The organism is Luteimonas saliphila (assembly GCF_016774335.1).
In the GTDB taxonomy this organism is placed as follows: Bacteria; Pseudomonadota; Gammaproteobacteria; order Xanthomonadales; family Xanthomonadaceae; genus Luteimonas; species Luteimonas saliphila.
Genome location: NZ_JAETWA010000048.1, coordinates 66042 through 92242 on the forward strand (window position 1 = coordinate 66042; position 26201 = coordinate 92242).

At 70.7% G+C, this 26201-nt stretch carries 30 protein-coding genes and 3 pseudogenes; 15 read left to right on the forward strand and 18 right to left on the reverse strand.

Annotation, left to right across the window (positions count from 1 at the left end):
• Window positions 1–2: 2 nt before the first annotated feature.
• Genes minD through JMO03_RS20305 form a run of 3 tightly spaced genes read right to left on the reverse strand, consistent with a single transcriptional unit; the run spans window position 3 to window position 2189 of the window.
• Complete coding sequence (gene minD / locus JMO03_RS20295; protein WP_149102035.1) at window positions 3–812, reverse strand: septum site-determining protein MinD; 810 nt, start codon at window positions 810–812, stop codon at window positions 3–5.
• A 25-nt stretch (window positions 813–837) separates the two neighbouring features.
• Window positions 838–1605, reverse strand: a complete 768-nt coding sequence (gene minC / locus JMO03_RS20300; RefSeq protein WP_202845586.1) for a septum site-determining protein MinC — start codon at window positions 1603–1605, stop codon at window positions 838–840.
• A complete protein-coding gene (locus tag JMO03_RS20305) occupies window positions 1602–2189 on the reverse strand; it encodes a GNAT family N-acetyltransferase (protein WP_202845587.1) in 588 nt (195 codons plus the stop codon). Before JMO03_RS20305 ends, minC begins: the two co-directional genes overlap by 4 nt.
• 226 nt (window positions 2190–2415) lie before the next feature.
• On the opposite strand from JMO03_RS20305, the pseudogene JMO03_RS20310 reads away from it, so the two are divergent.
• From JMO03_RS20310 to JMO03_RS20335, 7 genes and pseudogenes are all read left to right on the forward strand, one after another.
• A pseudogene (locus JMO03_RS20310) lies at window positions 2416–3558 on the forward strand (sensor histidine kinase); the annotation flags it as partial.
• A gap of 119 nt (window positions 3559–3677) precedes the next feature.
• Complete coding sequence (locus tag JMO03_RS20315) at window positions 3678–4319, forward strand: response regulator (RefSeq protein ID WP_202845589.1); 642 nt, start codon at window positions 3678–3680, stop codon at window positions 4317–4319.
• An 86-nt stretch (window positions 4320–4405) separates the two neighbouring features.
• Window positions 4406–4474, forward strand: a pseudogene (locus JMO03_RS21295) (DNA-binding response regulator); the annotation flags it as partial.
• An 84-nt stretch (window positions 4475–4558) separates the two neighbouring features.
• Window positions 4559–4627: pseudogene (locus JMO03_RS21300) on the forward strand (DNA-binding response regulator); the annotation flags it as partial.
• Between the two features lie 307 nt (window positions 4628–4934).
• Window positions 4935–6098: a polyketide cyclase gene (locus JMO03_RS20325; protein WP_202845590.1), complete on the forward strand. Its 1164-nt coding sequence runs from the start codon at window positions 4935–4937 to the stop codon at window positions 6096–6098.
• A gap of 79 nt (window positions 6099–6177) precedes the next feature.
• Window positions 6178–6546: a DUF423 domain-containing protein gene (locus JMO03_RS21305; protein WP_337926459.1), complete on the forward strand. Its 369-nt coding sequence runs from the start codon at window positions 6178–6180 to the stop codon at window positions 6544–6546.
• 4 nt (window positions 6547–6550) lie between these two features.
• Window positions 6551–7225, forward strand: coding sequence for a DNA-3-methyladenine glycosylase family protein (locus tag JMO03_RS20335; protein WP_202845592.1), 675 nt, complete (start codon window positions 6551–6553; stop codon window positions 7223–7225).
• Between the two features lie 22 nt (window positions 7226–7247).
• On the opposite strand, the gene JMO03_RS20340 is transcribed toward JMO03_RS20335, so the two are convergent.
• The 8 genes from JMO03_RS20340 to JMO03_RS20375 form a co-directional block, all read right to left on the reverse strand.
• Window positions 7248–8060 carry a M15 family metallopeptidase gene (locus tag JMO03_RS20340; RefSeq protein WP_202845593.1) on the reverse strand — a complete coding sequence of 271 codons (813 nt, stop codon included), beginning with the start codon at window positions 8058–8060 and terminating at the stop codon, window positions 7248–7250.
• A 9-nt stretch (window positions 8061–8069) separates the two neighbouring features.
• Window positions 8070–8612: a hypothetical protein gene (locus JMO03_RS20345; protein ID WP_202845594.1), complete on the reverse strand. Its 543-nt coding sequence runs from the start codon at window positions 8610–8612 to the stop codon at window positions 8070–8072.
• A 96-nt stretch (window positions 8613–8708) separates the two neighbouring features.
• A complete protein-coding gene (locus JMO03_RS20350; RefSeq protein ID WP_202845595.1) occupies window positions 8709–9104 on the reverse strand; it encodes a DUF3887 domain-containing protein in 396 nt (131 codons plus the stop codon).
• A 1-nt stretch (window position 9105) separates the two neighbouring features.
• On the reverse strand, window positions 9106–9276 hold the full coding sequence (locus JMO03_RS20355; RefSeq protein WP_202845596.1) for a DUF4177 domain-containing protein: 171 nt from the start codon (window positions 9274–9276) through the stop codon (window positions 9106–9108).
• Complete coding sequence (locus JMO03_RS20360) at window positions 9273–10073, reverse strand: alpha/beta family hydrolase (protein WP_202845597.1); 801 nt, start codon at window positions 10071–10073, stop codon at window positions 9273–9275. The genes JMO03_RS20355 and JMO03_RS20360 overlap by 4 nt, the downstream gene beginning before the upstream one ends.
• Complete coding sequence (locus JMO03_RS20365) at window positions 10070–10258, reverse strand: type II toxin-antitoxin system antitoxin (RefSeq protein WP_202845598.1); 189 nt, start codon at window positions 10256–10258, stop codon at window positions 10070–10072. The genes JMO03_RS20360 and JMO03_RS20365 overlap by 4 nt, the downstream gene beginning before the upstream one ends.
• Window positions 10258–10602 (reverse strand): hypothetical protein, encoded by a 345-nt coding sequence (locus JMO03_RS20370; protein WP_202845599.1) that lies wholly within the window; start codon window positions 10600–10602, stop codon window positions 10258–10260. The genes JMO03_RS20365 and JMO03_RS20370 overlap by 1 nt, the downstream gene beginning before the upstream one ends.
• 16 nt (window positions 10603–10618) lie before the next feature.
• Window positions 10619–11419 (reverse strand): SPFH domain-containing protein, encoded by an 801-nt coding sequence (locus JMO03_RS20375; RefSeq protein ID WP_425491875.1) that lies wholly within the window; start codon window positions 11417–11419, stop codon window positions 10619–10621.
• A 182-nt stretch (window positions 11420–11601) separates the two neighbouring features.
• Here JMO03_RS20375 and purT point away from each other — a divergent pair, with 182 nt between their 5' ends.
• Together purT and JMO03_RS20385 are read left to right on the forward strand one after the other, a co-directional pair.
• Window positions 11602–12801, forward strand: a complete 1200-nt coding sequence (gene purT, locus JMO03_RS20380; protein ID WP_202845601.1) for a formate-dependent phosphoribosylglycinamide formyltransferase — start codon at window positions 11602–11604, stop codon at window positions 12799–12801.
• 130 nt (window positions 12802–12931) lie between these two features.
• Complete coding sequence (locus JMO03_RS20385) at window positions 12932–13306, forward strand: hypothetical protein (RefSeq protein ID WP_202845602.1); 375 nt, start codon at window positions 12932–12934, stop codon at window positions 13304–13306.
• A 3-nt stretch (window positions 13307–13309) separates the two neighbouring features.
• On the opposite strand, the gene JMO03_RS20390 is transcribed toward JMO03_RS20385, so the two are convergent.
• Both JMO03_RS20390 and JMO03_RS20395 read right to left on the reverse strand, forming a co-directional pair.
• On the reverse strand, window positions 13310–14542 hold the full coding sequence (locus JMO03_RS20390; protein ID WP_202845603.1) for an endonuclease/exonuclease/phosphatase family protein: 1233 nt from the start codon (window positions 14540–14542) through the stop codon (window positions 13310–13312).
• Window positions 14539–15261, reverse strand: a complete 723-nt coding sequence (locus JMO03_RS20395; protein WP_202845604.1) for an arginyltransferase — start codon at window positions 15259–15261, stop codon at window positions 14539–14541. Before JMO03_RS20395 ends, JMO03_RS20390 begins: the two co-directional genes overlap by 4 nt.
• A 167-nt stretch (window positions 15262–15428) precedes the next feature.
• Between JMO03_RS20395 and JMO03_RS20400 the strand changes: the two genes are divergently transcribed.
• Window positions 15429–16091, forward strand: coding sequence for an EF-hand domain-containing protein (locus JMO03_RS20400; protein ID WP_202845605.1), 663 nt, complete (start codon window positions 15429–15431; stop codon window positions 16089–16091).
• A 569-nt stretch (window positions 16092–16660) separates the two neighbouring features.
• On the opposite strand, the gene JMO03_RS20405 is transcribed toward JMO03_RS20400, so the two are convergent.
• The 4 genes from JMO03_RS20405 to JMO03_RS20420 all read right to left on the reverse strand — a co-directional run bounded on the left by JMO03_RS20405 (window position 16661) and on the right by JMO03_RS20420 (window position 20324).
• Window positions 16661–17800: an RNA polymerase sigma factor gene (locus tag JMO03_RS20405; protein WP_202845606.1), complete on the reverse strand. Its 1140-nt coding sequence runs from the start codon at window positions 17798–17800 to the stop codon at window positions 16661–16663.
• 58 nt (window positions 17801–17858) lie between these two features.
• Window positions 17859–18683 carry a DUF2007 domain-containing protein gene (locus JMO03_RS20410; protein WP_202845607.1) on the reverse strand — a complete coding sequence of 275 codons (825 nt, stop codon included), beginning with the start codon at window positions 18681–18683 and terminating at the stop codon, window positions 17859–17861.
• Between the two features lie 2 nt (window positions 18684–18685).
• Window positions 18686–19582, reverse strand: a complete 897-nt coding sequence (tesB, locus tag JMO03_RS20415; protein ID WP_202845608.1) for an acyl-CoA thioesterase II — start codon at window positions 19580–19582, stop codon at window positions 18686–18688.
• Window positions 19583–19754: 172 nt separating this feature from the next.
• Window positions 19755–20324 (reverse strand): N-acetylmuramoyl-L-alanine amidase, encoded by a 570-nt coding sequence (locus JMO03_RS20420; RefSeq protein WP_202845609.1) that lies wholly within the window; start codon window positions 20322–20324, stop codon window positions 19755–19757.
• Between the two features lie 61 nt (window positions 20325–20385).
• Between JMO03_RS20420 and JMO03_RS20425 the strand changes: the two genes are divergently transcribed.
• From JMO03_RS20425 to JMO03_RS20440, 4 genes are all read left to right on the forward strand, one after another.
• Window positions 20386–20847 (forward strand): MOSC domain-containing protein, encoded by a 462-nt coding sequence (locus JMO03_RS20425; RefSeq protein WP_425491876.1) that lies wholly within the window; start codon window positions 20386–20388, stop codon window positions 20845–20847.
• Entirely contained in the window at window positions 20844–21380 is a 537-nt protein-coding gene (locus tag JMO03_RS20430; protein WP_202845611.1) for an alpha/beta hydrolase, read from the forward strand. The genes JMO03_RS20425 and JMO03_RS20430 overlap by 4 nt, the downstream gene beginning before the upstream one ends.
• Window positions 21377–23611: a bifunctional 23S rRNA (guanine(2069)-N(7))-methyltransferase RlmK/23S rRNA (guanine(2445)-N(2))-methyltransferase RlmL gene (gene rlmKL / locus JMO03_RS20435; RefSeq protein ID WP_202845612.1), complete on the forward strand. Its 2235-nt coding sequence runs from the start codon at window positions 21377–21379 to the stop codon at window positions 23609–23611. The genes JMO03_RS20430 and rlmKL overlap by 4 nt, the downstream gene beginning before the upstream one ends.
• Before the next feature lie 102 nt (window positions 23612–23713).
• Window positions 23714–24589, forward strand: coding sequence for a pirin family protein (locus JMO03_RS20440; protein WP_202845613.1), 876 nt, complete (start codon window positions 23714–23716; stop codon window positions 24587–24589).
• A 73-nt stretch (window positions 24590–24662) separates the two neighbouring features.
• Here JMO03_RS20440 and aqpZ read toward each other — a convergent pair whose 3' ends face one another.
• A complete protein-coding gene (gene aqpZ / locus JMO03_RS20445) occupies window positions 24663–25397 on the reverse strand; it encodes an aquaporin Z (protein ID WP_202845614.1) in 735 nt (244 codons plus the stop codon).
• A gap of 298 nt (window positions 25398–25695) precedes the next feature.
• On the opposite strand from aqpZ, the gene JMO03_RS20450 reads away from it, so the two are divergent.
• A complete protein-coding gene (locus tag JMO03_RS20450) occupies window positions 25696–26142 on the forward strand; it encodes a hypothetical protein (protein ID WP_202845615.1) in 447 nt (148 codons plus the stop codon).
• Window positions 26143–26201 lie beyond the last annotated feature (59 nt).

Sequence of the window (26201 nt, forward strand, 5' to 3'; positions counted from 1 at the left end):
CCTCAGCTCCCGAAGAGCTTGCTGAAGAAGCCCTTCTTCTCGGCCTGGGTGAAGCGCATCGGCCGCTCCTCGCCGAGCAGGCGGGCGACGGCGTCGTCGTAGGCCTGTCCCGCCAGCGACTCGGCATCGAGGATCACCGGCTCGCCCTTGTTCGACGCGTCGAGCACGTCGTTGGATTCGGGGATCACGCCGAGCGTGCGGATGCCCAGCACCTCCTCGACGTCGCCGATCGACAGCATCTCGCCCTTCTCCACGCGCGCCGGGTTGTAGCGGGTCAGCAGCAGGTGCTCCTGCACGCGTTCGCCGGCCTCGGCCTTGCGCGTCTTGGACGAGAGCAGCCCGAGGATGCGGTCGGAGTCGCGCACCGAGGAGACTTCCGGGTTCACCACCACGACCGCGCGGTCGGCGAAGTACATCGCCAGGAACGCGCCCTTCTCGATGCCCGCGGGGGAATCGCACACGATGTACTCGAAGCCATCGTCGGCCAGGTCCTTGAGCACCTTCTCCACGCCTTCCTTGGTCAGCGCGTCCTTGTCGCGGGTCTGCGAGGCGGCGAGCACGTACAGGCTGTCGAAGCGCTTGTCCTTGATCAGCGCCTGGCGCAGCGAGGCCTCGCCCTGGACGACGTTGACGAAGTCGTAGACCACCCGGCGCTCGCAGCCCATGATCAGGTCGAGGTTGCGCAGGCCGACGTCGAAGTCGATCACGGCGACCTTCTTGCCGCGGCGGGCGAGGCCGTTGGCGAGGCTGGCGCTGCTGGTCGTCTTGCCGACGCCGCCCTTGCCGGAAGTGACTACGATGATTTCTGCCAAAACACGTCTCCTGGGTGCGTCGCCGTCAATCGAGTGCGGCGATCTTGAGTTCTTCGTTGTCGAGCCAGACCTGCACCGGCTTGCCGTGCAGTTCCTTCGGGATATCTTCCAGTACTTTGTAGTGGCCGGCCACGGCGACCAGCTCGGCGTGGAAGGCGCGGCAGAAGATGCGCGCCTTCTCGTTGCCCTGCGCGCCGGCCAGCGCGCGTCCACGCAGCGGACCGTAGATGTGGATCGAGCCGTCGGCGATGACTTCCGACCCGGCGCCCACCTGGGACAGCACGGTCAGGTCGCGGTTCTCGGCGTACACCTGCTGGCCCGACCGCACCGGGGCGGTCTGGATCATGCCGGGGGCGGCGTCGCCCCTGGGGGGCGATGCCTTCGCGGCCGGTACCGGCGCGGGATCCGCGGCACGCGCGACGGGAACGGGTGTCTCGCCCGATCCTGAGACCGGTTCGTACTGGGCCCGGAACTTGGCCAGCAGCGGCAGGCCGAGCTCGATCGCGAGCGCCTCGTTGTCGCTGCTGCCGTAGGCCAGCGCCACCGGCAGTACGCCGGCCTCGCGCAGGCTCTCGACCAGCGCGCGGGCGGTGGCGGGGTCCGGCGTGGCGGCCAGGCCGCCGAAGTCCAGGATCACCGCGGCGCGGGCGAACAGCTTCGGCGCACGCGCGACCCGGTCTCGCATCTCGGCGGCCAGCCGGGCCACGTCGAGCGTGCGCACGCGCAGGTTGGCGATGCCGACCTGGCCGATCTTCAGCTCGCCGGCCTGTTCGAAATCCATCGCGGCGCTCATGCGTCGGCCGGTTCCGTGGCGACGGTGCGCGGGCGTGGCAGCCACGGCTGGTCCGGCAGGGCGGTGCCGTAGGTGTCGCGCACCCACTCGTAGCTGCACATGTCCTTGGCCATCATCGAGGCGCGGATGCCGCTTTCGGGCATGACGTGCTGGCCGATCTCGTGGAAGCCGAAACTGCCGTGGAACAACCGAACCGGGTCCGCGTCGTGCTCGAGGAACACCTCGCACGTCAGTAGCGGATAGCGCAGTTCGGCGTAGCTCTGGGCATCGGCGTAGAAGGCCCGACCCACGCCGCCACCGCGGCGGCGGCTGGCGACGACGATGCGGTCGATGTAGAAGAACCGGTCGCAGTGGGTGCGGAACCAGTGGAAGTTGCTGCTGTCGTGGTCGGCATCGGAGCCGAACCCGACCAGGAAGCCCGCCAGGGTGCCGTCGCGCTCGGCGATGCGGAAGTACTCGGCGGTATCGAAGAACTTGCGGAAGCGGGCGGCGTCCAGCGGCAGGATCGTCGGGCCAGCGGCATTGTTGAGGGCGAGGATGGAATCCAGCTCGTGCTCGCGCACGTCGCGGATGAGGATCGACATTCCTGACTCCAGAGGACTGCGGACGCTACGGCGTGCCGTGCGCCCGGGGGGCATCACGCGCTCTACCGGTACCGCAGCGGCAAACGGCGGAAACGCCGCGCAACGGCCGCTGCGGCGCCGGCGCGGATTATCGCACGGCCGCCGCCGGCGGGCGACCGCGGGATATGGACGCGCGCATGACTTCCGAGGGGCTCGCGACGCCCCCGAAAGCGCCTAACATGGCGCCATGCTGTCGCGCCTCGACCATGCCCGCCTGCTGCGCTACGCCGGCCTGTTCACGTGGGTGGTGATGGTGTTGCCGCTGTGGGTGATCTCCGGGCCGGCGGACGACGGCGACCCGATCTCCAGCGTCGGTGCCGGCTGGCACGCATGGATCGCCTGGGCGATGTTCGGGTTCAGTTTCGCCTGGCTCACCCGGGCGCTGGATGCGCGCCGCGTCAGCCTGCCCGACTACGTGCTGCTGGCGCTGATGATCGGCAGCGCGGTGGCGTTGAGCTACTACAGCAACACGGGCCTGGGCGTGCTGCTGCTCATGGTCGCGGCCTGCGTGCTGCCCTGGCTGCTGCCGCTGCCGGCGAGCATCGCCGCCCTGGTGGTGAGCGTGCTGCTGGTGGTGCCCGTCTACATGCGCGCGATCGGCTTTTCGCTGCTCGAGGCGGTGATGCAGTCGCTGCTGTACGCCGGCTTCAACTGTTTCGTGTTCGCGACCGGCTACGTCGCGCGCCAGCAGGTGCTGGCCCGCGATGAGCAACGGCGGCTGAACGCGGAGCTGCGGGCGACCCGCGCACTCCTGGCCGAGAGCGTCCGGGTCAACGAGCGCACCCGGATCTCGCGCGAGCTGCACGACCTGCTCGGCCACCACCTGACCGCGCTGAGCCTCAACCTCGAGGTCGCCAACCATCTCGTCAGCGGTCAGGCGCAGGAGCACGTGACCCAGGCGCATACCCTGGCCAAGCTGCTGCTCAGCGACGTGCGCGAAGCGGTCAGCCGGCTGCGCGACGACGACGCCATCGACATGCGCGCCACCCTGCTGCCGCTGGCCGACAACGTGCCCGGCCTGCGCATCGACATGGACATGCCGCAGGCGTTCCTGCTCGACGATCCGGAGCGCGCCCACGTCCTGCTGCGCTGCACCCAGGAGATCATCACCAACGCCGTGCGCCACGCCGAGGCCAGCCTGCTGCGACTGCGTTACTGCTACGACGGCGATGCGGTCGTGCTCGAGGCGCGCGACGACGGCCGCGGTGCGGACGGCGCGACCGCCGGCAACGGCCTGCTCGGCATGCGCGAGCGCCTCGCGGCCCACGGCGGCGCGCTGCAGGTCGAGACTTCCCCGGGCAACGGCTTCACCGTCCGCCTGCGCCTGCCGCTCGGCGAAGGCGTGGTGGTGCAGGAGGCCGCACCCGTGGTCGCGTCCCCGGTTTCCCCGCAGGCGGCAGCGGCAGCGGTGTCCGCCGTCGCGCCCCGGCGTCACCCACTGGAGGTTCCATGATCCGTGTCTGCCTGGTCGACGACCAGACCCTGGTAAGGCAGGGCATCCGTTCGCTGCTTGCGCTGGACGGCGGCATCGAGGTGATCGCCGAGGCCGGCGACGGCAAGCAGGCGGTGGAGCTGATCCCGCAGGTGAAGCCCGACGTCGTGCTCATGGACATGCGCATGCCGGCGATGTCGGGGCTGGAGGCCTTGCAGGCCCTGTCGGCCAGCGGCCAACTGCCCCCGACCATCATCCTGACCACCTTCGACGACGACCAGCTGGTGCTGGCCGGGATGAAGGCCGGCGCCAAGGGCTACCTGCTCAAGGACGTGTCGCTGGAACAACTGGTGGGCGCGATCCGCGCGGTGGCCGGCGGCGGCTCCCTGGTGCAGCCGGCGGTGACCCAGCGCCTGCTCTCGGGCCTGGAGCACATGCGCAACGAGTTCGTCAGCCTCGACCGGCCGGACCCGCTGACCGACCGGGAAACCGAGATCCTGCGGCTGATGGCCGGCGGCTTCTCCAACAAGGAGATCGCCAATTCGCTGGGCGTGGCCGAGGGGACGATCAAGAACCATGTGTCGAACATCCTGTCCAAGCTCGGGGTGAGAGATCGCACCCGGGCGGTACTCAAGGCTTTCGAGCTGCAGTTGGTCTGAGCGGGACACGATGGCCTGCCCGCCGCAGCGCGGCGGGCGTTCGCGGGCGACGCGAGGCAGTGCCTCGCAGGCGTCGCCCGCTCACCCTGTCCAAGCTCGGGGTGAGAGATCGCACCCGGGCGGTGCTCAAGGCCTTCGAGTTGCAGCTGGTCTGAGCGACAGGATGGCCGGGCCGGTGCAGCGCACCGGCCGTTCGCGGGCGATGCGAGGCAGTGCCTCGCAGGCGTCGCCCGCTCACCCTGTCCAAGCTCGGGGTGAGAGATCGCACCCGGGCGGTACTCAAGGCTTTCGAGCTGCAGTTGGTCTGAGCGGGACACGATGGCCTGCCCGCCGCAGCGCGGCGGGCGTTCGCGGGCGACGCGAGGCGGCGTCTCGCAGGCGCCGATAGCCGCCCGTGGGTCCTCTCGATGGCAGCGGGCATGACGGATGCCTTGGCCCCTGCGGCCACCAGGACGATCGCGGCACTCGGGCTCGCGCACGCGGCCGCGGCCCGGAGATCGCGCATGACCCCGATCCCCGGGGTCCGGCTGGGGCGGCTCGCCCCGCGCCGGTCAATCTTGCTACGATTGGCCACTTGCGCCTGCGATGGCAGGAATTGGTCCCGGAGAACCCTGAATGACCCGTTTGCTCGAGATCCTGATTTCAATGGCGATCGTCGCCGTGCTGTTCGTGCTCGTCGCTGTGTTCCTGCCGTCGAGCCGCACGATCACCGAACAGATCGAGACCAACCGGCGGCAGGCCATCGTCTTCGACACCCTCAACAGCCTGCGCCGCTTCAAGGACTGGAACGCGCTGCCCATGCGCGATCCAGCGGTGCAACTCAAGCTTTCCGGCCCCGAGGCGGGCGTCGGCGCCCGCCTGGACTACGACTCGGACGAGCGCTCGCTCGGCCAGGGCAGCTGGGAGATCGTCGAGAGCGATCCGGACGACCGCGTGCTCTACAGCCTCGAGAATCCCGATCGCGGCGACAACAAGCGCATGGAATTCACGCTCCGGCCGACCGGCCGTGGCGGGCGCAACATCGAGATCACCCAGAAGTACAGCGTCGAATACGGCTGGAACCTGCTGGGCCGCTATGCCGGCATGTACGTGCGCGGCCATGTCGGCGAGGACATGAAGCTCGGGTTGAACAAGCTGGCCAGCGTGCTGGCCACGGTGCCCAACGTCGACTACCGCGCCGACGGCGTGCGCCTGACCAACCTCGGCGTGGTCGACCGTCCTGCCGAGAACCTGCTGTCGGTGTCGGCCGGCGCGATCGAGCGCAACAACGAGATCATCAAGCAGTCGATGAAGTCCAACAGCGAGTGGATCAAGCGCACGATGGACGCCAACGACCTCGAGCCCGCCGGCCCGCTGCGCATCGTGTCGACCGAGCTCGGGCGCGAGAACTACACCTTCGACGTGGTCCAGCCGGTCCGCAGGAAGAATGCGGGCGCCTCCGCCGGCGAAGCCGCCGCCGAAGAAGCGGGCGACGAGGGCGAAGAGACCGCGACGCCGGTCGTTGCCCAGGCGCCGGCGGTGGACGAGGGCGAGCTGCAGGTCAAGATCCCGGACGGCGCGCCGGTCGAGTACATCCGCGTCGAGGCCGGCAGGGCCGCCCGCGGCGAGTACGTGGGCTACATGGCCGAGCTCGAGAACGTGCGCAATGCCGTGCGCGCCTGGGCGATGACGCATGGCTACGAGGTCACCGACCGCCCGTACGAGTACTACAAGAACGGGATCGACGAGGCGTTCACCGAGAACGGTGAGTTCGAGGTGTTCTGGACGCTCAAGCAGTAACGCCCGCCACACCGATGCCGCTGTTCGCCGCGCGCCGCATCCCCGGGATGCGGCGCGTCGCGTTCGGGGGTCCGGAATCGTGAGCCGGCCCGTCTCCCACCCGTCCGCCGCGAACTGGCTGCGTGCCGCCGGCGCGCTGCTGGCCGCCGCGGCCGTGGCACTGTCCGCCTATGCCGCCCACGGCGCCGAAGACGCGGCGCGCGCGAACCTGCAGCTGGCCGCGCTTTACGCCTTCGGGCATGGCATCGCGCTGGCGGCGCTGGCGCGCGGCGCTCCATCGCGCCTGGCGCTGGCCGCGCTGTCGCTGCTGCTGGCCGGTACGCTGCTGTTCGCCGGGGCGCTGGTGTCGAAAGGACTGTTCGCCGGATCGACCGCCACCGCGCCGTTCGGCGGCGGTCTGCTGGTGCTGGGTTGGCTGCTGCTCGCGGCCCGCGCCTTCAGGGACTGAGCGCATGCCGCGACATGCGCGGGGTTTCGACACGGCGGCCGCATGGGACCACCTGCGGCGCCGCGACCGCAGGCTCGGCGCGTGGATGGAGCGCATCGGCCCGATCGCGCCGGAGCCGCGCTGGCGCAAGCCGTTCGATCCGGTGGACGCGCTGGCGCGCGCGATCGTGTTCCAGCAACTCAGCGGCAAGGCGGCGTCGACCATCGTCGGCCGCGTCGAGGCGGCGATCGACAGCACCCGGCTGCACTTCGACACGCTGGGACGGATCGACGATGCGGCGCTGCGCGCCTGCGGGGTATCGGGCAACAAGACCCTGGCGCTGCGCGACCTGGCGGCGCGCGAGGCGTGCGGCGAGATCCCGACGCTGCGGCAGATGGCGGGCATGCACCACGACGAGATCGTCGCGGCGCTGGTGCCGATCCGCGGCATCGGCCGCTGGACGGTGGAGATGATGCTGATGTTCCGGCTCGGCCGTCCCGACGTGCTGCCGGCCGACGACCTCGGTATCCGCAAGGGTGCGCAACGCGTCGACCGGCGGCCGCAGATGCCCACCCCGAAGGAACTGGCCGTGCGCGGCGAGAAATGGGCTCCGTATCGCACCTACGCCGGCCTCTACCTGTGGCGCATCGCCGATTTCAGCGCTGCGCAGAAGACAGCGACCAACCGATCGCAGGATTAGCCGGACGGTCCTTCCCCGCTTTTCATGCTTCGCCCGGTCCCGCCGGCCGGTAACGCCAGTGCCACGGCTCGTGGACGATGCCGTGCGGATTGCCGCGCGGGTAGCTCATCGCGAAACCGTGCTCGCGGGCGTGTCGCGACAGCCACGCGAACGCGTCCGTGCCCTCGAACGATTCCTCCGCCGGCGGCTCGCCCGGGGTGCCGATGTCGAGCGCCTGCCCGGAGTGGTGCTCGCTGAAGCCGGGCGCGGCGTTGACGGCGAGGATCGCGTCGATCTCCAGCCCGCGCGCGCGCTTGCGCTCGAAGATGCCGAGCTGGTAGTCGTGGCTGCGGTAACCGGAGATCGCGTCGAGCGCGACACCGTCCTGCGCCGCGGACGCATGCATGCGTCGCCACGCGCGCGCGGCATCGGCCAGCAGCCAAAGCGGCCGGCGGTAGCGGTCGAAGCCGGCCAGCGCGAGGACCACGGGCTCGGCCACGAGCGCCAGTCCGGTGCGGCCGGCGTAGGCCGCGGCCTCGATGCCGAGCGCCTCCAGTCGGTGCCCGACGCGATCCGGAGGCAACTGTGCCGCGCCGGCCGCGATGTCGTCGCCCGCGGCCGCGTCGAGAAGATCGAGCGCGTCCTCCACGCCCGGCTCGCGCCGCAAGCGTGGGACCAGCGGCATCAGTCCCTCGTCGAGCACCGCGGCCATGTACCGTCCGTCGCGCTTGCGCCGCAGCACGCGCGTCGCGCGCGACAGGATCCGCGCGTCGGCGTTGCCGTGCGCGCGCAGCAGCCAGGCCGGCCACAGTTCGACGTCCGGCGTGTTGAGCAGGGTGCGGGCGAGGGGACGCATCCGCGCAGCTTATCGGCGTGGCTGCGTCCCGGCCAGTTCGCGCAGGAGCGCGAGCAGGTCGTGCGGCCTGTCCGGGCTGAGCAACAGCAACTTGCCGTCGCGCTGCGGGATCACCAGCACCCGGTCGCGCGCGGTCAGCAGGCAGAAGGCGCGCTGGCGGTTGCGCAGCAGGTAGTGGCCGGCATGGAAGCCGGGGAGGCCAAACCGGTTGAGGCCCAGGACCGGCTTCAGCGCGGTGTGCTCGCCGAGATCGACGATGCGGGCGTGTTCGAGATCGAGCGCCTCGACGCGCACGCGGCGGGTGTAGATCGCGGCCGCCACCACCAGTTCGTCGCCCTCGACCGCGATGCGCCGGCGCCGCAGCGCCAGCAGCGGCGCGACCAGCAGCAGAGCGACCAGGAACGGCGTGAGCAGCCACGCCGGTGCCGGCAGTGATTCGTCGCGCGGGAGCAGCAGCCCGCCGACCAGCGCCAGGGCGGCGATCGCGAACAGGAACAGCCAGACCGATCGCGGCAGCGGGGCAGGGGGGAACTGCCGGGCCGGCGCGTTCACGCGGCGGCCCCGCGCCGCGCCGCGCCGTCGCGTGTGGCAGGTGCGCGGCCGGCCACGATTCCGCGGATCGAGGTCGTCATGACGATGGGCCTGCGGTCACTGCGGCCCGCCCGAGGCGGGCAGGAAGTGCAGGCCGGCGACCTTGCCGTCGCCGTCGATCGCCACCGTGGCTTCGAGCGCGGCGTGCTGACGCTGGATCCGGAACACAAGCACGGTGTAGCCGTCGCGTTGCGACACCCGCGGCGCGTCTCGCGACACCAACGGCCCCGCGGCCTCGATCTGCTGCTGCACGCCTGCGAGCTTGTCGGGACCGAGCGCGGCCTTCATCCGCGCGTCGAACGCCGTCGTCGCGCTCTCGAAGTCGCCGGCCTCCAACTGGTCCAGCATGGCGATGGCGGTGGCGATGGCGGCGTCGTCCTGTTTTGCGAGGGCCGGTGTCGCGCTGGCGAGGGCCAGGCACAGGACGAGCCCGATGCGTTGGAGGTGGCGCATGTCACTGCTCCTTCTTGAGGTAGAGCCACACGGCCAGTCCGTGACTGACCACCGAGACGAGTTCCCAGCCCTGCAGGCCGAGCTGGACGAGTTTCTCTTCGACATGCTGCGGCTTGAGGCTGAGGAACTGTCCCTTGACTTCGATCACCTTGTGCTGCCATCGCCTGCTCATCGCGTGTGCTCCGTGACGTTCGTGGAAGGGGCGCGGGGCCGGTCCGCGCCCTCGAGCGCATCGAGCAGGACGCGGGCGGCGCGCCGGCGCTGCTCCTGCCGCGGCATCGTGGCGAATCGGTCCCCGGGCTGGAACCCGTAATCGCCGAACTGCGAATGGTTGCCGCCCGCGATCACGACCCTGGACGTCGTGGCAGGAAGCTTGTGACGATTGCGATCGGCGCGCGCGAGGCTGGCGATGGGATCGCGGTCGCCCAGCACCTGCAGGACCGGGAAGGGGGCATCGGCCAGGTCCACGTCGCGGGGGTGCGAGGTTCCCAGCAGCACCAGGCCGTCGACCTCGCCCGGATGGGCATGCGCGAACATCGCCGCGACCTTGCCGCCCTTCGAATGCCCCGCCACGATCCAGCGGGTGTCGTGGCCATCGATCAATGCGCGTGCGCTGCGAAGCACCGCCGGATCCTCGGCGCCGCCGAACGCGCCTCGCCGGGGGAGCGGAACGATCAGCGCCCGGTGGCCGTTCTCCGCGACTGTCCGCATCAGTGGGGCGTAGGCGGCGGGATCGACCAGCCCGCCGGGGAAGAACAGCAGCGAAGCCGTGCCTGCCGTCGGATTCGCCGGCTCGAACGTCCACGCTTCGGCGGCGATGTGGACGGAGACTTCGTCGTCGCTGCGGAGGGCCTCGCGTGCCGTGGCATTCGCACGGAAGGCAAGCAACGACCAGCCAACGAAGATCACCAGGGCCGTCGATCCGGCAATGGCCCATGCTTTCCTGATCTTCGCCCAGGACAGGGTCATGGGGCGTCGTCATCCGGCGCCGGCAGCGGCTCGCCTTTCGGCAGCCGGCCCGCCTTGCGCAGCGCATCGCGCAGCACGTATTCGATCTGCGCGTTGAGGCTGCGAAGATCGTCGTCCGCCCACTTCTGCGCCGCCGCCAGCACGTCGGCGCCGATGCGCAGCGGATAGGCCTTCTTCTCCGCCATCAGCGGTCCATCCCCGGCCCTGTGCCGCGGCGTGCGCGGACCACTGCGAGCAGCATCGCCAGCGCGAGCCCGTTGACCACGAGCACCAGCACCACCGCGAGCACGAGGATGCGGCGCTGGTCCATGCCCCACAGCGCCATGCCGCCGGCCATCGCCAGCATCGCCAGGGCGAGCATCCGCATCAGCCTCGACAGGCGGTCGTCGAGTGCGCGGCGGCGGCCCTCGGTCATGCCGCGCGCGCCGCCGGCGACCGGCAGGCGGCCGTCGCGCGGCCAGCCGGCGGCGACGAAGGCCGGGATCGCCATCAGCGCGAACACCAGTGCGGCGAGATGGTGCGGTTGCATGGCCGGCCGCTTCCCGTCAGTACAGCGTGCCGGCGTTGACGATCGGCTGCGTGCTGCGGTCGCCGCACAGCACCACCAGCAGATTGCTGACCATCGCCGCCTTGCGCTCCTCGTCGAGCTTCACCACGCCGTTCTTCTGCAGTTCGGCCAGTGCCATCTCCACCATGCCCACCGCACCGGCGACGATCCGCGTGCGTGCCGCGATCACCGCATTGGCCTGCTGTCGTTGCAGCATGGCGTGGGCGATCTCGGGCGCATAGGCGAGGTGGCTGATGCGGGCATCGACCACGTCGACGCCGGCGGCGGTCAGGCGCTCGTCCAGTTGCTCCTTCAACCGGTCGGAGATCTCCACCGGATGGCTGCGCAGCGAGATTTGGCCATCCTCGTGCTGGTCGTAGGGATAGCTGGTGGCCATCGCCCGCAACGCCGCCTCGGACTGGATGTGCACGAAGCTCTCGTAGTCGTCGACGTTGAACACCGCCTCGGCCGAATCGACCACGCGCCACACGATCACCGATGCGATCTCGATCGGGCTGCCGTCGAGTTCGTTGACCTTGAGCTTGCCGCTCTCGAAGTTGCGCACCCGCAGCGAGACCTTCTTCTTGCTGTAGAAGGGGTTGTTCCAGCGCAGGCCGTTCTCCTTCGCCGTGCCGACGTACTTGCCGAACAGGCTCAGCACCGCGGCCTGGTTGGGTTCGACCATGTACAGGCCGAACAGGCAGAACAGCGCCAGCAGCGCCACCAGCACCGACAGCGCCATCTGTCCCCCCGCCCTGGGTTCGAGCGCCGCGAGGAAGAACCAGCCGGCCGCCAGCATGATCGCCAGCAGGGCCAGCAGCATCGGAATGCCGGGCAGCGAACGGATCGGGTTTTCTTTCATCGCCTGTCTCCTCGTCCCCCATCGGACGAGAGTAAAGATATCAATTTGATATCAAATTGCAAGACCGTTCGTCGCTGTCCCGCCGATAGAATGGGCGCCCCCATCGCCCGGACCCGCCCATGACCACGCTCGGCACCCCCCTGTCCCCCTCGGCCACGCGCGTGCTGCTGCTGGGATCCGGCGAGCTGGGCAAGGAAGTGGCGATCGAGCTGCAGCGGCTGGGGGTCGAGGTGATCGCCGCCGACCGCTACGCCGACGCCCCGGCGATGCAGGTGGCGCACCGCCGCCATGTCTTGGACATGCTCGACCCGGCCGCACTGGGGGCCTTGATCCGGCAGGAACGGCCGCACTTGGTGGTGCCTGAGATCGAGGCCATCCACACCGACACCCTGGTGGCGCTGGAACGCGACCACGGCCAGCGCGTGGTGCCGACTGCGCGAGCGGCACGGCTGACGATGGACCGCGAAGGCATCCGCCGGCTCGCCGCGGAAACGCTCGGCCTGCCGACTTCGCCCTACCGCTTCGTCGAGACCGAGGCCGAATACCGCGACGCCATCGCGGCGGTCGGCCTGCCGTGCGTGGTCAAGCCGGTGATGTCGTCCTCAGGCAAGGGCCAGAGCACCGTGCGCAGCGAAGCCGACGTCGCCCGGGCCTGGGAGTACGCGCAGACCGGTGGGCGCGCCGGGGCGGGGCGCTGCATCGTCGAGGGTTTCGTCGACTTCGACTACGAGATCACCCTGCTCACCGTGCGCCACGCCGGCGGAACCGCGTTCTGCGCACCGATCGGGCACCTGCAGCGCGATGGCGACTATCGCGAGAGCTGGCAGCCGCAGCCGATGTCGCCGCGCGCGCTGGAGCGTTCGAAGCGGATCGCGAAGGCCATCACCGACGACCTCGGCGGCTGGGGGGTGTTCGGCGTCGAACTGTTCGTGAAGGGCGACGAAGTCTGGTTCAGCGAGGTCTCGCCGCGGCCGCACGATACCGGCCTGGTGACCCTGGTGTCGCAGGACCTGAGCGAATTCGCGCTGCATGCGCGCGCCATCCTCGGCCTGCCGGTCGGTGCCGAGGCCGACGGCTGGATCGCGCAGCGCGGCCCGTCGGCCTCCAGCGCGATGCTCGCGCACGGTAGTGGCGTGCCGGTATTCGGTAACCTGGAGGCCGCGCTGCAGGCGCCCGATACCGCGCTGCGCCTGTTCGGCAAGCCGCGGGTCGAGGGCCAGCGCCGCGTCGGCGTGACACTGGCCCGGGCCGACTCGCTCGAAGCCGCGCGCGCCGTCGCGCGCGATGCGACGGCGGCCATTACCATCGAACTGCAATAGCCTTGCGCCCGCCGCCGCACCGCGGCAGGCCACCCGCGCCCCAGCCCGATCCGCAGCGTCGCTCGGAAGCGTGGATGCGCGTACGTCATCGGCAGCCGCTGTGCGGTCGCCGCTAAAACCGGAGAAGTGTATGAAAGGAAGCGGCGGCTACATCGTGTTCTTCTACCCGCAGGCGCTCGAGGTGCTGGGCGACGCCATCAAGCCCTACCTGCAGGACGGGCAGGCCGGACCGCACCTGGCCTGCAGCGAGATCGACACCGCGGGCGGGTTCACCGAGATGACCATGTTCGGGAAGACGTCCGCCGGCCAGGACGTGACCCTCGAACTGATGGTGCCGTCGAGCATGGTGCGGATGATCGTGTCGAGCCAGCAGGACGGCAGCTTCGGTTTCCGGCGGCAGCCGGCGGCCACCCTTGCAGGGACGGTCGCGCCGCCTGCTGCGCCTGCCGAGGAACTGTCCGGGGAGTCGATCGCGGCGCCGCAGGCGCCGTCGCGCGCGGAGTGATGCTCAGCGCGCCAGGTCGATCCACACCAGGTGGTGGTCGCTTGCCGCCGCGAGTTCGGCGGCGGGATCGTCCGGCATCGGCCAGAACACTCCCGAGCCCGCGACGCCGAATCCGACCGAAGGCAGCACGTAGTCCAGCCGCAGGTTGCCCACCTTCGGACCGAACCGGCCGGTGTCGTGCGCGTGCGCGCCACGATGCCCGCCGTTCTCGCCACCATCCGCGGCCGCCGCGAGCACGGCCCCTTCGCTGCGTGGCGTGGCGTGGCGCAGCACGCGCGGGTGTTCGAGCAGTTCGACGATGGCCTGGTGCTCGCCGGCGCCGTCGGTGGGGTCGTTGTTGAGGTCGCCCAGGATCACAAAACGCGCGTCTTCGGCCAGGCCGCCGCAGGTGCCGGCGTCGTCGCACAGCCAGGGCTTCGCACCGGGAGAGATGTATTCGCGCCACAGCCGGATCTCGTCGTGGTTGCGCAGGCCGTTGCGGTTCTCCGGCCCGTCGAAGGTCGGCGGGGTGGGATGCGAGGCCAGCACGTGCAATACCCCCAGCGGCGTGTCGACCGGCACGTCCCAGTGCGACTTCGACGACAGCCGCAGCTGCCGCCAGACCTCGTCGCGATGGAACGGCGCGCCGGTCGCCGGGTCGACCGGACGACGCGCGTCCGGCATCGCGCTCCATTTCAGCAACTGGAACGTGCGCGCGCGCGCCGCATCGATCGGGTATTTCGACAGCAGCAGCATGCCGTACTGGCCCGGATGCAGGCCGTAGCCCCAGGCATCGTTGCCGCGTTCGCGGCCGTTGCCGCCGACGCTGCCGCTGCCGTCGAGGTCCAGCCCGCTGGGCACCCCGGTGTTGACCGGCGCGAGGTAGCGGTAGGGATAGCGCAGCGGTTGGCCGCCGCCGGGCTGCGGCTGTTCGAGGTAACGCTGCTGGAACAGGTCGGCGGCGCGGCCGGCTTCGTCGTGGTCGAACTCGTTGAGCAGCACGATGTCGGGCCGCAGCTTCTGCAGCACCGCGGCGATCCTGCGCGCCTGCGCGTTGCCCAGTTCCAGCCGCCGGATCAGTCCGCCTGCATCCTCGTCGTACAGCGACACGTTGTAGGTGGCGACGCGGAGCGGGGCGGTGTCGGACATCGGTGGCTCGGAAGTTGGCGGGTCGCCGTGGACATGCACACGCACGCATCCGGCCAGGGACAGTGCGAGCACGGCGAGAAGCACGGCGAGCTGCGAGCGGGGGCTCATGCGCCGTCGATCGCGTCGAACGGACGCCAGCGGCGGCCGTCGAAACCTTCCAGCGGGCGGAAGTTGCGCTTGTAGTCCATCTTGTCGTGTCCGCGGATCCAGTAGCCCAGGTAGAGATGGCGGCGGCGTTCGCGCGCGGCCCACTCGAGCTGCTTGAGGATGGCCAGGGTACCGAGTCCGCGTGACACCTCGTCGGGATCGTAGAAGCTGTAGACGGCCGACATCGAGAGCGCGTCGATATCGGTCACCGCGACCGCGAGCAGGCGGCCGGCCTCACGCAGTTCCAAGAACCGGGTGTTCGCCCAGCTGCCGACGAGGAACTGGTCGAACTCATGCGCGCCGTGGGTGTCCATGCCGCCACCGGGATGCCGCGATCCGAGGTAGCGGCGATACAGCGCCAGGCGTTCCTCGTCGCGTCCCGCGGGCAGGACGCGCACCTCGATCGCGGCGTTGCGTGCCAGGCAGCGGCGCTGGCTGCGGTTGGGCACGAACCCGTCCACCGGGATGCGCACCGCGACACAGGCGCGGCAGTGCGGGCAATGCGGGCGGTAGACGATGTCGCCGGAGCGGCGGAAACCCCACTGCAACGCCTGCGGATAGAACGCGGGCAGGCGTGCGTCGTGCGGATCGAACACGAGATCGCGGGCCGTACGCTCGGGCCAGTAGCCGCAGGCGTGCATGCCGGTGTGGAACAGACGCAGGTTGTCGTTCTCGCCCATGCCGCCTCGACGCTCCAGTGGACCCCAGCATACTGCGGTCGGTCGCAGGCGGCGCGATCGGCAGGTGTCCGCGAGCTGAACCCGGCGGGCGCCACGTCAACGCCCGGGCCGGGCGGCGCGTTGACCCAGTCACGGCGGCAATGGAGCCGCATGGCGAGGACCTGCAAATGAAGCACAAGACCCTGTTCACCGCGCTCGCGCTGGCCCTGGCCATGTCCGCGGGCGCCATGGCCGCCGAACCGGCCGCGTCCCCGCAGCGTACGGGCAAACCCGTGCTCGACGCCAATGGCGATGGCGTGATCGATCGCGCCGAGGCAGCGAAGTTCCCGCGCCTGGCGGCGAAGTTCGACACGCTCGACGCGAATGGCGATGGCCGGCTCGATGCCAGCGAGCGTCCCCAGGGCAAGCACCGCGGACGCGACGGCAAGGGCATGCGTGGCCACGGCGGCCACGACCGCGCCGAACGCCTCGACACCGATGGCGACGGACGCCTCAGCCGCGAAGAGGTGGCCGCCGCCAAGGGTGGCCGCGAAGGACGCCGGAATCCGATGGTCGAGCAGTTCGACGCGATCGACGCCAACGGCGACGGCTACATCGTCCGCAGCGAACTGCGCGCCTGGCACGAGACGCAGCGCCCGCTGCGCCAGGCCGAGATGCGCAAGCGCTTCGACGAACGCTTCGCCGCGGCCGACCTCAACGGCGACGGCAAGCTCAGCCGCATCGAGGTCGACGAGAAGATGCCGCGACTGGCCGAGCGCTTCGCCTGGATGGACGAGAACCGCGACGGCTTCCTGAGCCGCCCGGAACTGCAGCCGCCGCAGCGTCGCTGACGGTTTTCGCGGGAACGGGAAAGCGCAGGCCCGCGTCGCAGGACGCGGGCCTTTCTTTGGGGTATCTCGCCTCGGGGAGAAACGCGTTGCGTCCGACCTTTGATCGAGGCGTCGGGTACGGACGCCCTTGGGTACGAATGTCCCCCGGCAACGGGCTGCGCCCGTCGCCTCCTCCTTGATTTCGTACCCAAGGGCATCCGCATCCGACGTGGGGGGATGCTTGCCGCGTTACGGACAGCGACCTGCGACCTTGCGGCCGACACCCGGCCCGCAAGCCGAGCCCAGCCCTGGCCGGCAGGCCTCTGCGGCGAAATCAAGGAGGAGCCATCCGCCGGCAGGTGGATGGCGGGGGACGTTCGCTGCGAAGGCCTGCCGGCCAGGACTGGGACCTTCGGGTCACGGCGACATGAGGCGATCACTCCACGATCGTCGCTTCGAGCTCGCCGCGCGCATCCTCACTCACCCGGGAAGAACCGTTCCTGGTCTTGCCGCTCCCGCCTGGCACGCGGGACGCGTCGCGCTGGCGGGCCCGGAGCGCGCGTCCGTCTCCGGCTTCTTCGTCCTGCGCGTCAGCCGCCGAAATGGAAGTGGGCGACGATCAGCGAACCGATGACGATCACGTTGCTGATCATCACCCCGCCGCGGCCCCAGGTCAGCCGATAGGCCAGCAGCCGCTGCCTCGCCCCCACCGGATCGCGCCGCGCGTCGCGCGCGAGCAGGGGATTCATCCGCCGCGGCAGCATCACCAGCAACTGCCAGTTCATCGCCAGCAGTGCGATGGCGATGGCGACGAAGGTGTGGCGCTCGTCGCCGAACGCGAGATGGGTGCCGATGATCGCCGCGATCATCGCCAGCGACAGCACGATGTAGCGCCGCGAGAAGCGCAGCAGCATGTCGCGCTCGGCGGCGGTGTCGGCGTAGTCGAGGATGACCCCGCGCGCGAACCAGGCCGCGACCAGGCCGCCGAGCAGTCCGCCGGACGCCGCGCCGGCGAAGCCCAGGGCGAAGCGGGCGAACAGGCCGCCGGCGATCGACTTGGTGGCGATGCCCAGTCCGGCCGCCGCGGCCGGCTTGCTGAAGCCCAATGCCGCGGTGACGCCCACGGCGAACGCCGCGGATGGCGCGCTGCTGCGGGCGAAGTCGCTGAAGCGCGTCAGCAGGTCCTCGCGCACGCTCTGGCGCGCGCGCGACAGGCGCTTGCGCACCGCAGCGTCCGACAGGCCCAGCAGCATCGCCACCTGCTTCGAACTCTGGCCCTCGCGGTAGTACAGCAACAGGGCTTCGCGACTGTCCTCGGGCAGTTCGGAGATCAGGTCGGCGGCGACCGCGTCGCGCTCGGCGTCGAGCGCTTGCTGCATCGGACAACCGTCGGGGTCGGCGGCGTGCTGGATGGCCAGCTCCGCGACCTCGCCGTCGAGCATGCGGTTGCGCCGGCCGCGCAGGTGGTCGTGGGCCAGGTTGCGGGTGATCTGGCGCAGCCACGGCAGGAAACTCGAGGGGTTCTTCAGCCGCGGCAGGTGGTGCCAGGCGGACAGGAAGGCCTCCTGGGCGATGTCCTCGCTGGTGGGCACGTCGCGCGTAATGGCCAGCGCCACGGCGGTCACCACGTTCTGGCTGGCCACCACGATGCGGCCGTAGGCGTCGCGGTCGCCGCGCACGGCGGCAGGGAGTTCGCGCTTGATCAGCAGGTCGATCGCGTCGTTGGACATGGGTGCCGGACGAAGGGGCTTCGGAACGGGACCGGCGTGGCGGGCCGGATGTGACCGCTCAGAGTGTACGCAGGATGCGCCACTGGTCCTCGGCGCGCTCGACCTCGACCCGCCGGATGGCCGGACTGGCGTCGCCGCGGGCCACGGCGGCCTCGACCGTGCCCGATCCCGAGCCGTCGGTCAGGTAGTCCGAAATCGAGACACGCAGCGAGTCGTCTCCATCCGGGCAGGCCGATGCCGGCCGCGGATCGAGACCGGCCGCACGCGCGGCGGCCAGCGCGGTTTCGCCGGCGTCCTCGCCGTCGACGGACAGGCACAGGGTGGCGGCCGGCGCCTGCGCCTGCTCCAGCGCGGCCAGGGTGGCGGCCAGCGCGGGCGGGGTCGGGATGCGGTAGGTGGCGTCGGCGCTGGTGGCGATCGGTTGCAACGACGGATCGAGGGAAGGGGCCGCGGGGGCGGCCGCGCGTGCCGGTTCCGGCAGGTCCCAGCCCGGGTCGCGGAACTGGTTGAGCCACAGCGCCAGCGCCACCGCCGCCACGATCAGCAGGCCGAACCGGTACCGTGCGCGCTTCTTGGGCGAGGCCGCGTCCAGGCGTGCGGCATGGCCGATCGCGGGCAGGAAGTTGCCCGGATTGGCGGTGGTGGCCTCCAGCAGCCCGGCCTCGCGCAACAGCTGGCGTGCGCGCGGCTGGTCGTCGGAGCGGATCACCCATACCGCGGCGCGCGGCGCGGCCTGGTCCTGCTCGCGATAGCTGAAGTTGCCGCGGATCGAGCTGCGCAGGGTGCGGCCGTTCTCGACGCGCACCTCGATGCCCTGGTCGGCCAGCAGCCGGGCGACGGCTTCCGCGTTCTCGATCCGCGCGCTGCTGAAGACCTGGCGCATGCTCAGTCCTTCGCCGGCACCCGGCCGGCCGCGCGCGCCTCGTCGACCACCCGGATCATGCCCTCCTGCGCGGTGCTGGCCACCAGCCGGCCGTCGCGGCTGAAGATCTGGCCGCGCGCGAGTCCGCGCGCGCCCTGCGCGCTGGGACTGTCGATCGCGTACAGCAGCCACTCGTCGGCCCGGAACGGGCGGTGGAACCACAGCGCGTGGTCGAGCGAGGCCATCTGCACGTCCGGCTGATGGTAGCTGATGCCGTGCGGGAAGGTGGTGGTGCCGAGCAGGTGGAAATCGGAGGCGTAGGCGAGCAGTGCGCGATGCAGCTCCGGCCCGTCGCCGACCCGTTCGCCGAGTCGGAACCAGACGTGGTTGAACGGCGGCTGCTTGGCCGGCTTGAGGTCGTTGCGCGGATGCACGTGGCGGAACTCGAACGGGCCGCCGCGGGCGAGCCAGCGCTGCACCTTGGCGGGCAGCGTGGCCAGCACGTCGGGCGCGATCGGTTCGGCCGGCGCGATGTCGTCCGGATCGGGCACCTGCGGCATCGGCGGCTGGTGCTCGACGCCACGCTCGGCTTCCTGGAAGGAGGCGGCGCAGAAGAAGATCACCTTGCCGTGCTGGATCGCGGTCACCCGGCGCACCGAGAAGCTGCCGCCGTCGCGGGTGCGGTCGACGTGGTAGACGATCGGATGCTCGATGTCGCCGGCGCGCAGGAAGTAGGCGTGCAGCGAATGCGCCGCGCGCGGTTCGGGCATCGTCGCCTGCGCCGCGGACAGCGCCTGGCCCAGCACCTGTCCGCCGAACACGTAGCGGGTGCCGATGTCGCGGCTCTGGCCACGGAACAGGTCCTGCTCCAGCCGTTCCAGCGACAGCAGTTCGATCAGTTCGGAAACGGGCGAGGTCATGGGCGGGCGCGGTGGGGCATGCGGCGATTATACGGGCCCGCCATGCGACGCCGCCGGCGAATCCCGCACATCGCCCACCGCATACGGATCACGTAGGAGCGCCTTCAGGCGCGATGCTCTTCGTTTCCGGCGCAGGAAGTTGTCAAAGAAGGGATCGCGCCTGAAGGCGTTCCTACGGCAGGCGGCGCAGGCCGCACGCGACGAGTACCCGCGGCCAGGGAAACAGCGGGCCTGGATCGCGCTTGCGTGGCACGCGCACGGCCGGATCGTCGCTGGCCGGCACGCGGTCGGTGTCGAGATCCTCGTGGCCGGCGATGAAGCGCAGCGCCGGCAGCGTCGCGCGCAACCGCGCGAGCAGCGCCAGCAGGGACTCGACCTGCGCGTCGGGGTAGGGCTCGTCCATCGCCTGGTGGCGCGTGTCGAGCCAGTGCGGATAGCGGCCGGTGTTCACCAGCTCGACGCCGACCGAGCGCGCATTGCAACCGCGGACATGGTGGGCGATGCGGTCCGCGGGGACGTACTCGACGATGCTGGCGTCGCGATCGACGTACCAGTGGCCGCTGTTGCCGGTGGCGCTGCCCGGGTGCAGGATGCGTTCGCCGTAGCGGCGCGCGGTGGCCAGATCGGGCAGTTCGGTGCAGTGGATCACCACCAGGTCGATCGCGTCGACCGCGCGCGATTCCAGTCGCTCGACATACGGCAGATGGTCGACGCGGATCGCGGCGTGCTCGGGCGGCGGCATGGCGCGATGCTAGCATTGCGCGATGGAACTGCCGCCGCCCGGGACCGACCTGCATCGCCTCATGACCCGGTTCCCGCGTGCGGGCAGGGTGCAGTGGATCGGCCTGCGACCGGCTCGGGATGTCCCGATGCGCGAGGTCGATTCGGCTAAGGCCGCTACCGGTGGCGGACTCGCCGGCGATCGCTACAACGGCGGCAGCGGCAAGCGCGGCGTCACCCTGATCCAGGCCGAGCACCTGCCGGCGATCGCCGCGTTCGCCGGGCATGCCGACGTCGCGCCCGCGACCCTGCGCCGCAACCTCGTCGTGTCCGGGATTCCGCTGGTCGCCCTGAAGGGCAACCGGTTCCGGATCGGCGACGTACTGCTGGAAGGCACGGTCGCGTGCGATCCGTGCTCGCGGATGGAAGCGGCGCTCGGCGCCGGCGGCTACAACGCCCTGCGCGGCATGGGGGGGCTGTGCGCGCGGGTGCTGGAAGGCGGCGAATTGCGCGTAGGCGATGCGGTGGAGTGGGTGGGCGCGTGAGCGCACGGGGACACTGCATCCTCTCGCACGGCTTCGAGAGCGGGCCGGATGCGATCAAGGTGACGGCGCTGGCAGAGGTCGCCGAACGCCTGGGCTGGACCCATGAGCGGCCCGATTACACCGACCTGGATGCGAAGCAGGGCGTGAGCGAACTCGGCGACGTCTACGCGCGCGTCGAGCGCCTTTTCGCATGCGCGGTCGGAGCCGTCCAGCGCGGCCCGCTGGTGCTGGCCGGGTCCAGCCTCGGTGCATGGATCTCGGGCCAGGTCTCGCTGCGCGTGCCGGTCGAGGCCCTGTTCCTGTTGGCGCCACCGACCCGGATGGGTTCGGCGCCGCCGCTGCAGGCGGCGAACGTTCCGGTGTCGATCGTGCATGGCTGGCATGACGAGCTGATTCCCGCTCCTGCCGTGGTCGACTGGGCGCAGGCGCGCAGCGCCACCCTGCTGCTGGTGGACGATGAGCATCGCCTGGCCAACCACGTCGAAGCCTCGGCGCAGGCCTTTGCGCGGCTGCTCGAGAGCCTGCGCGCATGAAGTTCTTCGCCAGCTGCGCCAAGGGCCTGGAGTACCTGCTGGTCGATGAACTCGTTGCGCTCGGCTGCACGCGCGCGACCGCGGCGATCGCCGGCGCCCACGCCGAAGGCACCCTGCTCGACGCGCAACGCGCGGTGCTGTGGTCGCGCCTGGCCAGCCGCGTGCTGTGGCCGCTGGCGGACTACGCCTGCGCGGACGAACATGCGCTGTACGCCGGTGCGCGCGAGCTGCCCTGGCACGAGCACCTCGATGCCACGATGACGCTGGCCGTGGACGCCCACGTCTCCGGGAGCGAGGTCACCCATGCACGCTACGCGGCGCAGCGGGTCAAGGACGCGGTGGTGGATTGCCTGCGCGACAGCTCCGGCGCGCGCCCCGACGTCGATCTCGAAGCGCCGGACCTGCGCCTGAACCTGGTGGTGCGCAAGGGCCGCGCGATCGTGTCGGTCGATCTCGGCGGCGGGCCGTTGCACCGCCGCGGCTGGCGACGCGCCCAGGGCGAAGCGCCGCTGAAGGAGAACCTCGCCGCGGCGGTGCTGCTGCGCGGCGGCTGGCCGGCGCTGTACGCCGATGGTGGCGCGTTGCTGGATCCGATGTGCGGCAGCGGGACGTTGCTGATCGAGGGCGCGCTGATGGCGGCCGACGTCGCGCCGGGGTTGCTGCGCCACGGCGGGCGCGCGCCGAGCCGCTGGCGTGGTTTCGACGTCGCGGCATGGGAAACGCTGGTCGAGGATGGGCTGGCGCGCGAGCGCGTCGGCCGGGCTGCGCTGCGCCCGGTCTTCGATGGCAGCGACATCGACCCGGAGGCGATCCGCGCCGCGCGCGAGAACGCCACGGCCGCGGGCCTTCGCGATGCGGTGCGCTGGCACCTGCGTTCCATCGCGCAGCTGGACGCGGCAAGCCGGGGCGCGCACTCCGGCGCGGATGCGGGCGACCCGGCGTCGGGTCCGGTCGCGGACGCGTCGCCGGGCGCGGCCGCGTCAGGAGAATCCATCCCGCCGACGCCTGGGCTCGTCGTCTGCAATCCCCCCTACGACGCGCGACTGGCCGCCGACCCCGCGCTGTACCGTGCGCTCGGCGACGCGCTCAGGCGCGCGGCGCCGCAATGGTGCGCGAGCCTGCTGTGCGGCGACCGCGAGCTTGCCTTCGCCACCGGCCTGCGCGCGAAGAAGACCTACCAGGTGTTCAACGGCGCGCTGGAGTGCATGTTGGTGGTCTGCGACCCGATCCTTCCGGCGGCGCGGGCGGACGCCGCGCCGCGGGTGCTGTCGGAAGGCGCCGGCATGGTCGCCAACCGCCTGCGCAAGACACTGAAGGCCTCGCGTGCGTGGCGCGAGCGCGAGGGCGTCGACTGCTTCCGCGCCTACGATGCCGACATCCCCGAATACTCCGCCGCGATCGACGTCTATGCCGACGTCGTCTCGGGCCAGCGCTGGCTGCACGTGCAGGAATACGCCGCGCCTGCCGACATCCCGGAGGCGGTCGCGCGCAAGCGCTTCGGCGAGCTGCTCGCGGGCGCCTCGGAGGCGCTCGAGGTCCCGCGCGAGCGCATCGCGGTGAAGACCCGTGCCAAGGGCAGGGGCGGCAGCAAGTACGGCCACTTCGCCCATCGCGGCGAGTTCATGACCGTGCGCGAGGGCGCGGCCAGGCTGCGGGTGAACCTGTTCGACTACCTGGACACCGGCCTGTTCCTCGACCATCGCCCGCTGCGCCTGCGCATCGCGCAGCAGGCGCGCGAGCGGCGTTTCCTCAACCTGTTCTGCTACACCGGCGCGGCGACGGTACAGGCGGCCGTCGGCGGCGCGGCGCAGACCACCAGCGTCGACCTGTCGGCGACCTACCTCGAATGGCTGGCCGACAACCTGCGTGAGAACGCGATCGGCGGCACCCGGCACCGCATCGCCCAGGCCGACGCGATGGCCTGGCTGCGCGCCGATCGTGGCGAGTACGACCTGGTGTTCTGCGATCCGCCGACGTTCTCCAACTCCGCGCGCGCCGACGACTTCGACGTGCAGCGTTCGCACGTGGAGCTGCTGCAGCTGGCGGTCTCGCGCCTGGCGCCGGATGGCGTGCTCTATTTCTCGAACAATTTCCGCCGCTTCCGGCTCGATGTGGACGCGCTGGCCGCCTTCGCCCGGGTCGAGGACATCAGCGCCGCGACCATCCCGCCCGATTTCGCCCGCAACCCGCGCATCCACCGCACCTGGGAACTTCGGCGCAGGCTCGGCTGAGGCGCGGACCGCGCAAATCTGGCAAGTACCGTTGCGTCGATGGCGGTTATCGTGCCGGAAACCGGGCGCATATTGCCGGGCAGTCCAGTGGAGGCAAGCCCCATGAGCGCGATCGATCCCATCCGTTACGCACGCGTCGCCCGCAAGGTGCGCGGCACGCCCGCGTCCGACGGCGCCGGCGTGCGCCTGACCCGCGTCATCGGCGGCGGCGAACTGCCCGATCTCGATCCGTTCCTGCTGCTCGACGAGTTCGGCACCGACCGGCCCGAGGACTATCTCGCCGGCTTCCCCAGCCATCCGCACCGCGGCTTCGAGACCGTCACCTACATGCTCGACGGCCGCATGCGCCACAAGGACAACCACGGCAACGAGGGCCTGCTGGTGCCCGGCAGCGTGCAGTGGATGACCGCCGGCCGCGGCCTGGTGCACTCGGAGATGCCCGAGCAGGAACACGGCCGCATGCGCGGCTTCCAGCTGTGGGTGAACCTGCCGGCGAAGGACAAGATGACCGCGCCGCGCTACCAGGAATTCCCGCCTGCGCAGTTGCCGGCGGTGACGCCGGCCGAGGGCGTGCGGGTGAAGCTCATCGCCGGCGCGGTGCAGGACGCCGATGGCGAGCCCGTGCGTGGCCCCATTTCGCAGCCGGCGACCGATCCGGTGTATCTCGACGTCGAACTCGCGCCGGGCGTCGAATGGGTGTACACGCTGCCGCCGGGCCACAACGCGTTCGCGTATGCGTTCGAGGGCGAAGCCTCGCTCGGCGACGGCGACGATGCGCGCGCGCTCGCGGCGCAGGAGATGGCGGTGCTCGGCGGCGGCGACGCGCTCAAGCTGCGCGGCGGCGAGGCCGGAGCGCGGTTGATCGTGGTTGCCGGTCGCCCGCTGCGCGAGCCTGTCGCGCGCCACGGACCGTTCGTGATGAACACCCGCCAGGAGCTGATGCAGGCGTTCGTCGATTTCCAGGAAGGACGGTTCTGAGCGAACTACCGCGCAGTTGCGCGAGGACGGCCGGGTGCTGCCCGGCCGTCGCGCTCGTGGCCGCGGGACGCGCTCAGCCGTTGCCGACGATGTCCGGGCGGTCGTGGCCCAGCCACTTGTAGAAGGTGCCGCCGAGCAGGCCACCGAGGATAGGCGCCAGCCAGAACAGCCACAGTTGCGAAACCTGCGCGCCGCCTACCAGTAGCGCGACCCCGGTGGAACGCGCCGGATTCACCGAGGTGTTGGTGACCGGGATGCTGATCAGGTGGATCAGGGTCAGGGCCAGGCCGATCGCGATCGGCGCGAACCCCACCGGCGCACGCGCGTGGGTGGCGCCCATGATCACGACCAGGAAGAACGCGGTCAGCACCACTTCGCACAGGAACGCCGCCGCCATCGAGTAGCCGCCGGGCGACAGTTCGCCATAGCCGTTGGTCGCGAACGCGCCGGCGCTGCCGCCGTCGATCGCGAACCCCGGCGCGCCGCTGGCGATCTGGAACAGGATGAAGGCCGCCGCCACCGCGCCCAGCGTCTGCGCCGCGATGTAGGGAAGCAGGTCTCGCACCGGGAAGCGGCCACCGGCCCATAGCCCGAAGCTGACCGCGGGATTGAAATGACCGCCGGAAATGTGGCCGAGCGCGTAGGCGCCGGTCAGCACGGTGAGGCCGAACGCCAGCGACACGCCGAGCAAGCCGATCCCCAGCGGATTGCCGTCGCCGCCGAAACTGGCCGCGAGCACGGCGCTGCCGCAGCCTCCCAGGACCAGCCAGAACGTGCCGACGAATTCTGCGGAGAGCTTCCTGATCATGATGTGGGTTCCCGTTGGTGGAGTGGTCCTGCCTCGACACAAGGCCAGAGCATCGACCGCTGGCGCGCGTCGAGACAGGGGGCGGGACAATGTGGCACATCGCGATACGCGCGTTCCATGCGGCGATGCAGCAGAAGCGATGCGTTGGACATTCGCGTCGATTCGGTATAGTGCCCACGAAACGGAATTCATCCCCCCTTGCAGGACGATGAATTACCCACGGAGTTGTTGCGGTGCAGCACTTCCCCCATGCAGGACTGTGACCTCGTGGTCCCTTCGCTACATGGAGCGACTTCAGATGAAACCGATGATCCTGTTGCTGGCCGGCCTGCTCTGGTCCGGCCACGCGCTCGCGCAATCCGCCACCGAAAACTGTCCCGAACTGCCGCCCGGCACCGATCTCGGGTGGGACGTGGTCAACGGGCCCGACTTCGTGTTCTGCAAGGCCATCCGCGCGTCGGACGGCAGCCAGGCGTTCGCGGTGATGCTCGGCGGCCAGTCGGCGTTCCGGCCCACACGCGAGCTGCGCGAGGAGAGCGCCGAGATCGACGGCCACGACGTACGCTGGTACCGCGGTGAGGTGGCGACCCGGCAGAACGTCCTCGTGCGCGAGACGCGCGTCGAGCTGGGCCGCAGGAACACCGCGCACATCGTCGTGCGCGCGGACTCCGAAGACCTGCTCGCGCAGAACCGGCGCCTCGCCGAGGGCCTGCGTTTCCGGGCGATCGCCGTCGGCGGCGATTGAGTTCCGCCGGCCGGCGGGCCGCGCCCGCTGCAACGCTTGCGGCCGGCGAGCCGGGACGA

What these genes read in the sequence shown, in the direction of transcription:
- minC (WP_202845586.1), bottom strand. Translation starts at nt 1,605, where the DNA reads ATGAGCGCCGCGATGGATTTCGAACAGGCCGGCGAGCTGAAGATCGGC.
- JMO03_RS20305 (WP_202845587.1), bottom strand. Translation starts at nt 2,189, where the DNA reads ATGTCGATCCTCATCCGCGACGTGCGCGAGCACGAGCTGGATTCCATC.
- JMO03_RS20315 (WP_202845589.1), top strand. Translation starts at nt 3,678, where the DNA reads ATGATCCGTGTCTGCCTGGTCGACGACCAGACCCTGGTAAGGCAGGGC.
- JMO03_RS20325 (WP_202845590.1), top strand. Translation starts at nt 4,935, where the DNA reads ATGACCCGTTTGCTCGAGATCCTGATTTCAATGGCGATCGTCGCCGTG.
- JMO03_RS20335 (WP_202845592.1), top strand. Translation starts at nt 6,551, where the DNA reads ATGCCGCGACATGCGCGGGGTTTCGACACGGCGGCCGCATGGGACCAC.
- JMO03_RS20340 (WP_202845593.1), bottom strand. Translation starts at nt 8,060, where the DNA reads ATGCGTCCCCTCGCCCGCACCCTGCTCAACACGCCGGACGTCGAACTG.
- JMO03_RS20350 (WP_202845595.1), bottom strand. Translation starts at nt 9,104, where the DNA reads ATGCGCCACCTCCAACGCATCGGGCTCGTCCTGTGCCTGGCCCTCGCC.
- JMO03_RS20355 (WP_202845596.1), bottom strand. Translation starts at nt 9,276, where the DNA reads ATGAGCAGGCGATGGCAGCACAAGGTGATCGAAGTCAAGGGACAGTTC.
- JMO03_RS20360 (WP_202845597.1), bottom strand. Translation starts at nt 10,073, where the DNA reads ATGACCCTGTCCTGGGCGAAGATCAGGAAAGCATGGGCCATTGCCGGA.
- JMO03_RS20365 (WP_202845598.1), bottom strand. Translation starts at nt 10,258, where the DNA reads ATGGCGGAGAAGAAGGCCTATCCGCTGCGCATCGGCGCCGACGTGCTG.
- JMO03_RS20370 (WP_202845599.1), bottom strand. Translation starts at nt 10,602, where the DNA reads ATGCAACCGCACCATCTCGCCGCACTGGTGTTCGCGCTGATGGCGATC.
- JMO03_RS20375 (WP_425491875.1), bottom strand. Translation starts at nt 11,419, where the DNA reads ATGCTGGCGGCCGGCTGGTTCTTCCTCGCGGCGCTCGAACCCAGGGCG.
- purT (WP_202845601.1), top strand. Translation starts at nt 11,602, where the DNA reads ATGACCACGCTCGGCACCCCCCTGTCCCCCTCGGCCACGCGCGTGCTG.
- JMO03_RS20385 (WP_202845602.1), top strand. Translation starts at nt 12,932, where the DNA reads ATGAAAGGAAGCGGCGGCTACATCGTGTTCTTCTACCCGCAGGCGCTC.
- JMO03_RS20390 (WP_202845603.1), bottom strand. Translation starts at nt 14,542, where the DNA reads ATGAGCCCCCGCTCGCAGCTCGCCGTGCTTCTCGCCGTGCTCGCACTG.
- JMO03_RS20395 (WP_202845604.1), bottom strand. Translation starts at nt 15,261, where the DNA reads ATGGGCGAGAACGACAACCTGCGTCTGTTCCACACCGGCATGCACGCC.
- JMO03_RS20400 (WP_202845605.1), top strand. Translation starts at nt 15,429, where the DNA reads ATGAAGCACAAGACCCTGTTCACCGCGCTCGCGCTGGCCCTGGCCATG.
- JMO03_RS20405 (WP_202845606.1), bottom strand. Translation starts at nt 17,800, where the DNA reads ATGTCCAACGACGCGATCGACCTGCTGATCAAGCGCGAACTCCCTGCC.
- JMO03_RS20410 (WP_202845607.1), bottom strand. Translation starts at nt 18,683, where the DNA reads ATGCGCCAGGTCTTCAGCAGCGCGCGGATCGAGAACGCGGAAGCCGTC.
- tesB (WP_202845608.1), bottom strand. Translation starts at nt 19,582, where the DNA reads ATGACCTCGCCCGTTTCCGAACTGATCGAACTGCTGTCGCTGGAACGG.
- JMO03_RS20420 (WP_202845609.1), bottom strand. Translation starts at nt 20,324, where the DNA reads ATGCCGCCGCCCGAGCACGCCGCGATCCGCGTCGACCATCTGCCGTAT.
- JMO03_RS20425 (WP_425491876.1), top strand. Translation starts at nt 20,386, where the DNA reads ATGACCCGGTTCCCGCGTGCGGGCAGGGTGCAGTGGATCGGCCTGCGA.
- rlmKL (WP_202845612.1), top strand. Translation starts at nt 21,377, where the DNA reads ATGAAGTTCTTCGCCAGCTGCGCCAAGGGCCTGGAGTACCTGCTGGTC.
- JMO03_RS20440 (WP_202845613.1), top strand. Translation starts at nt 23,714, where the DNA reads ATGAGCGCGATCGATCCCATCCGTTACGCACGCGTCGCCCGCAAGGTG.
- aqpZ (WP_202845614.1), bottom strand. Translation starts at nt 25,397, where the DNA reads ATGATCAGGAAGCTCTCCGCAGAATTCGTCGGCACGTTCTGGCTGGTC.
- JMO03_RS20450 (WP_202845615.1), top strand. Translation starts at nt 25,696, where the DNA reads ATGAAACCGATGATCCTGTTGCTGGCCGGCCTGCTCTGGTCCGGCCAC.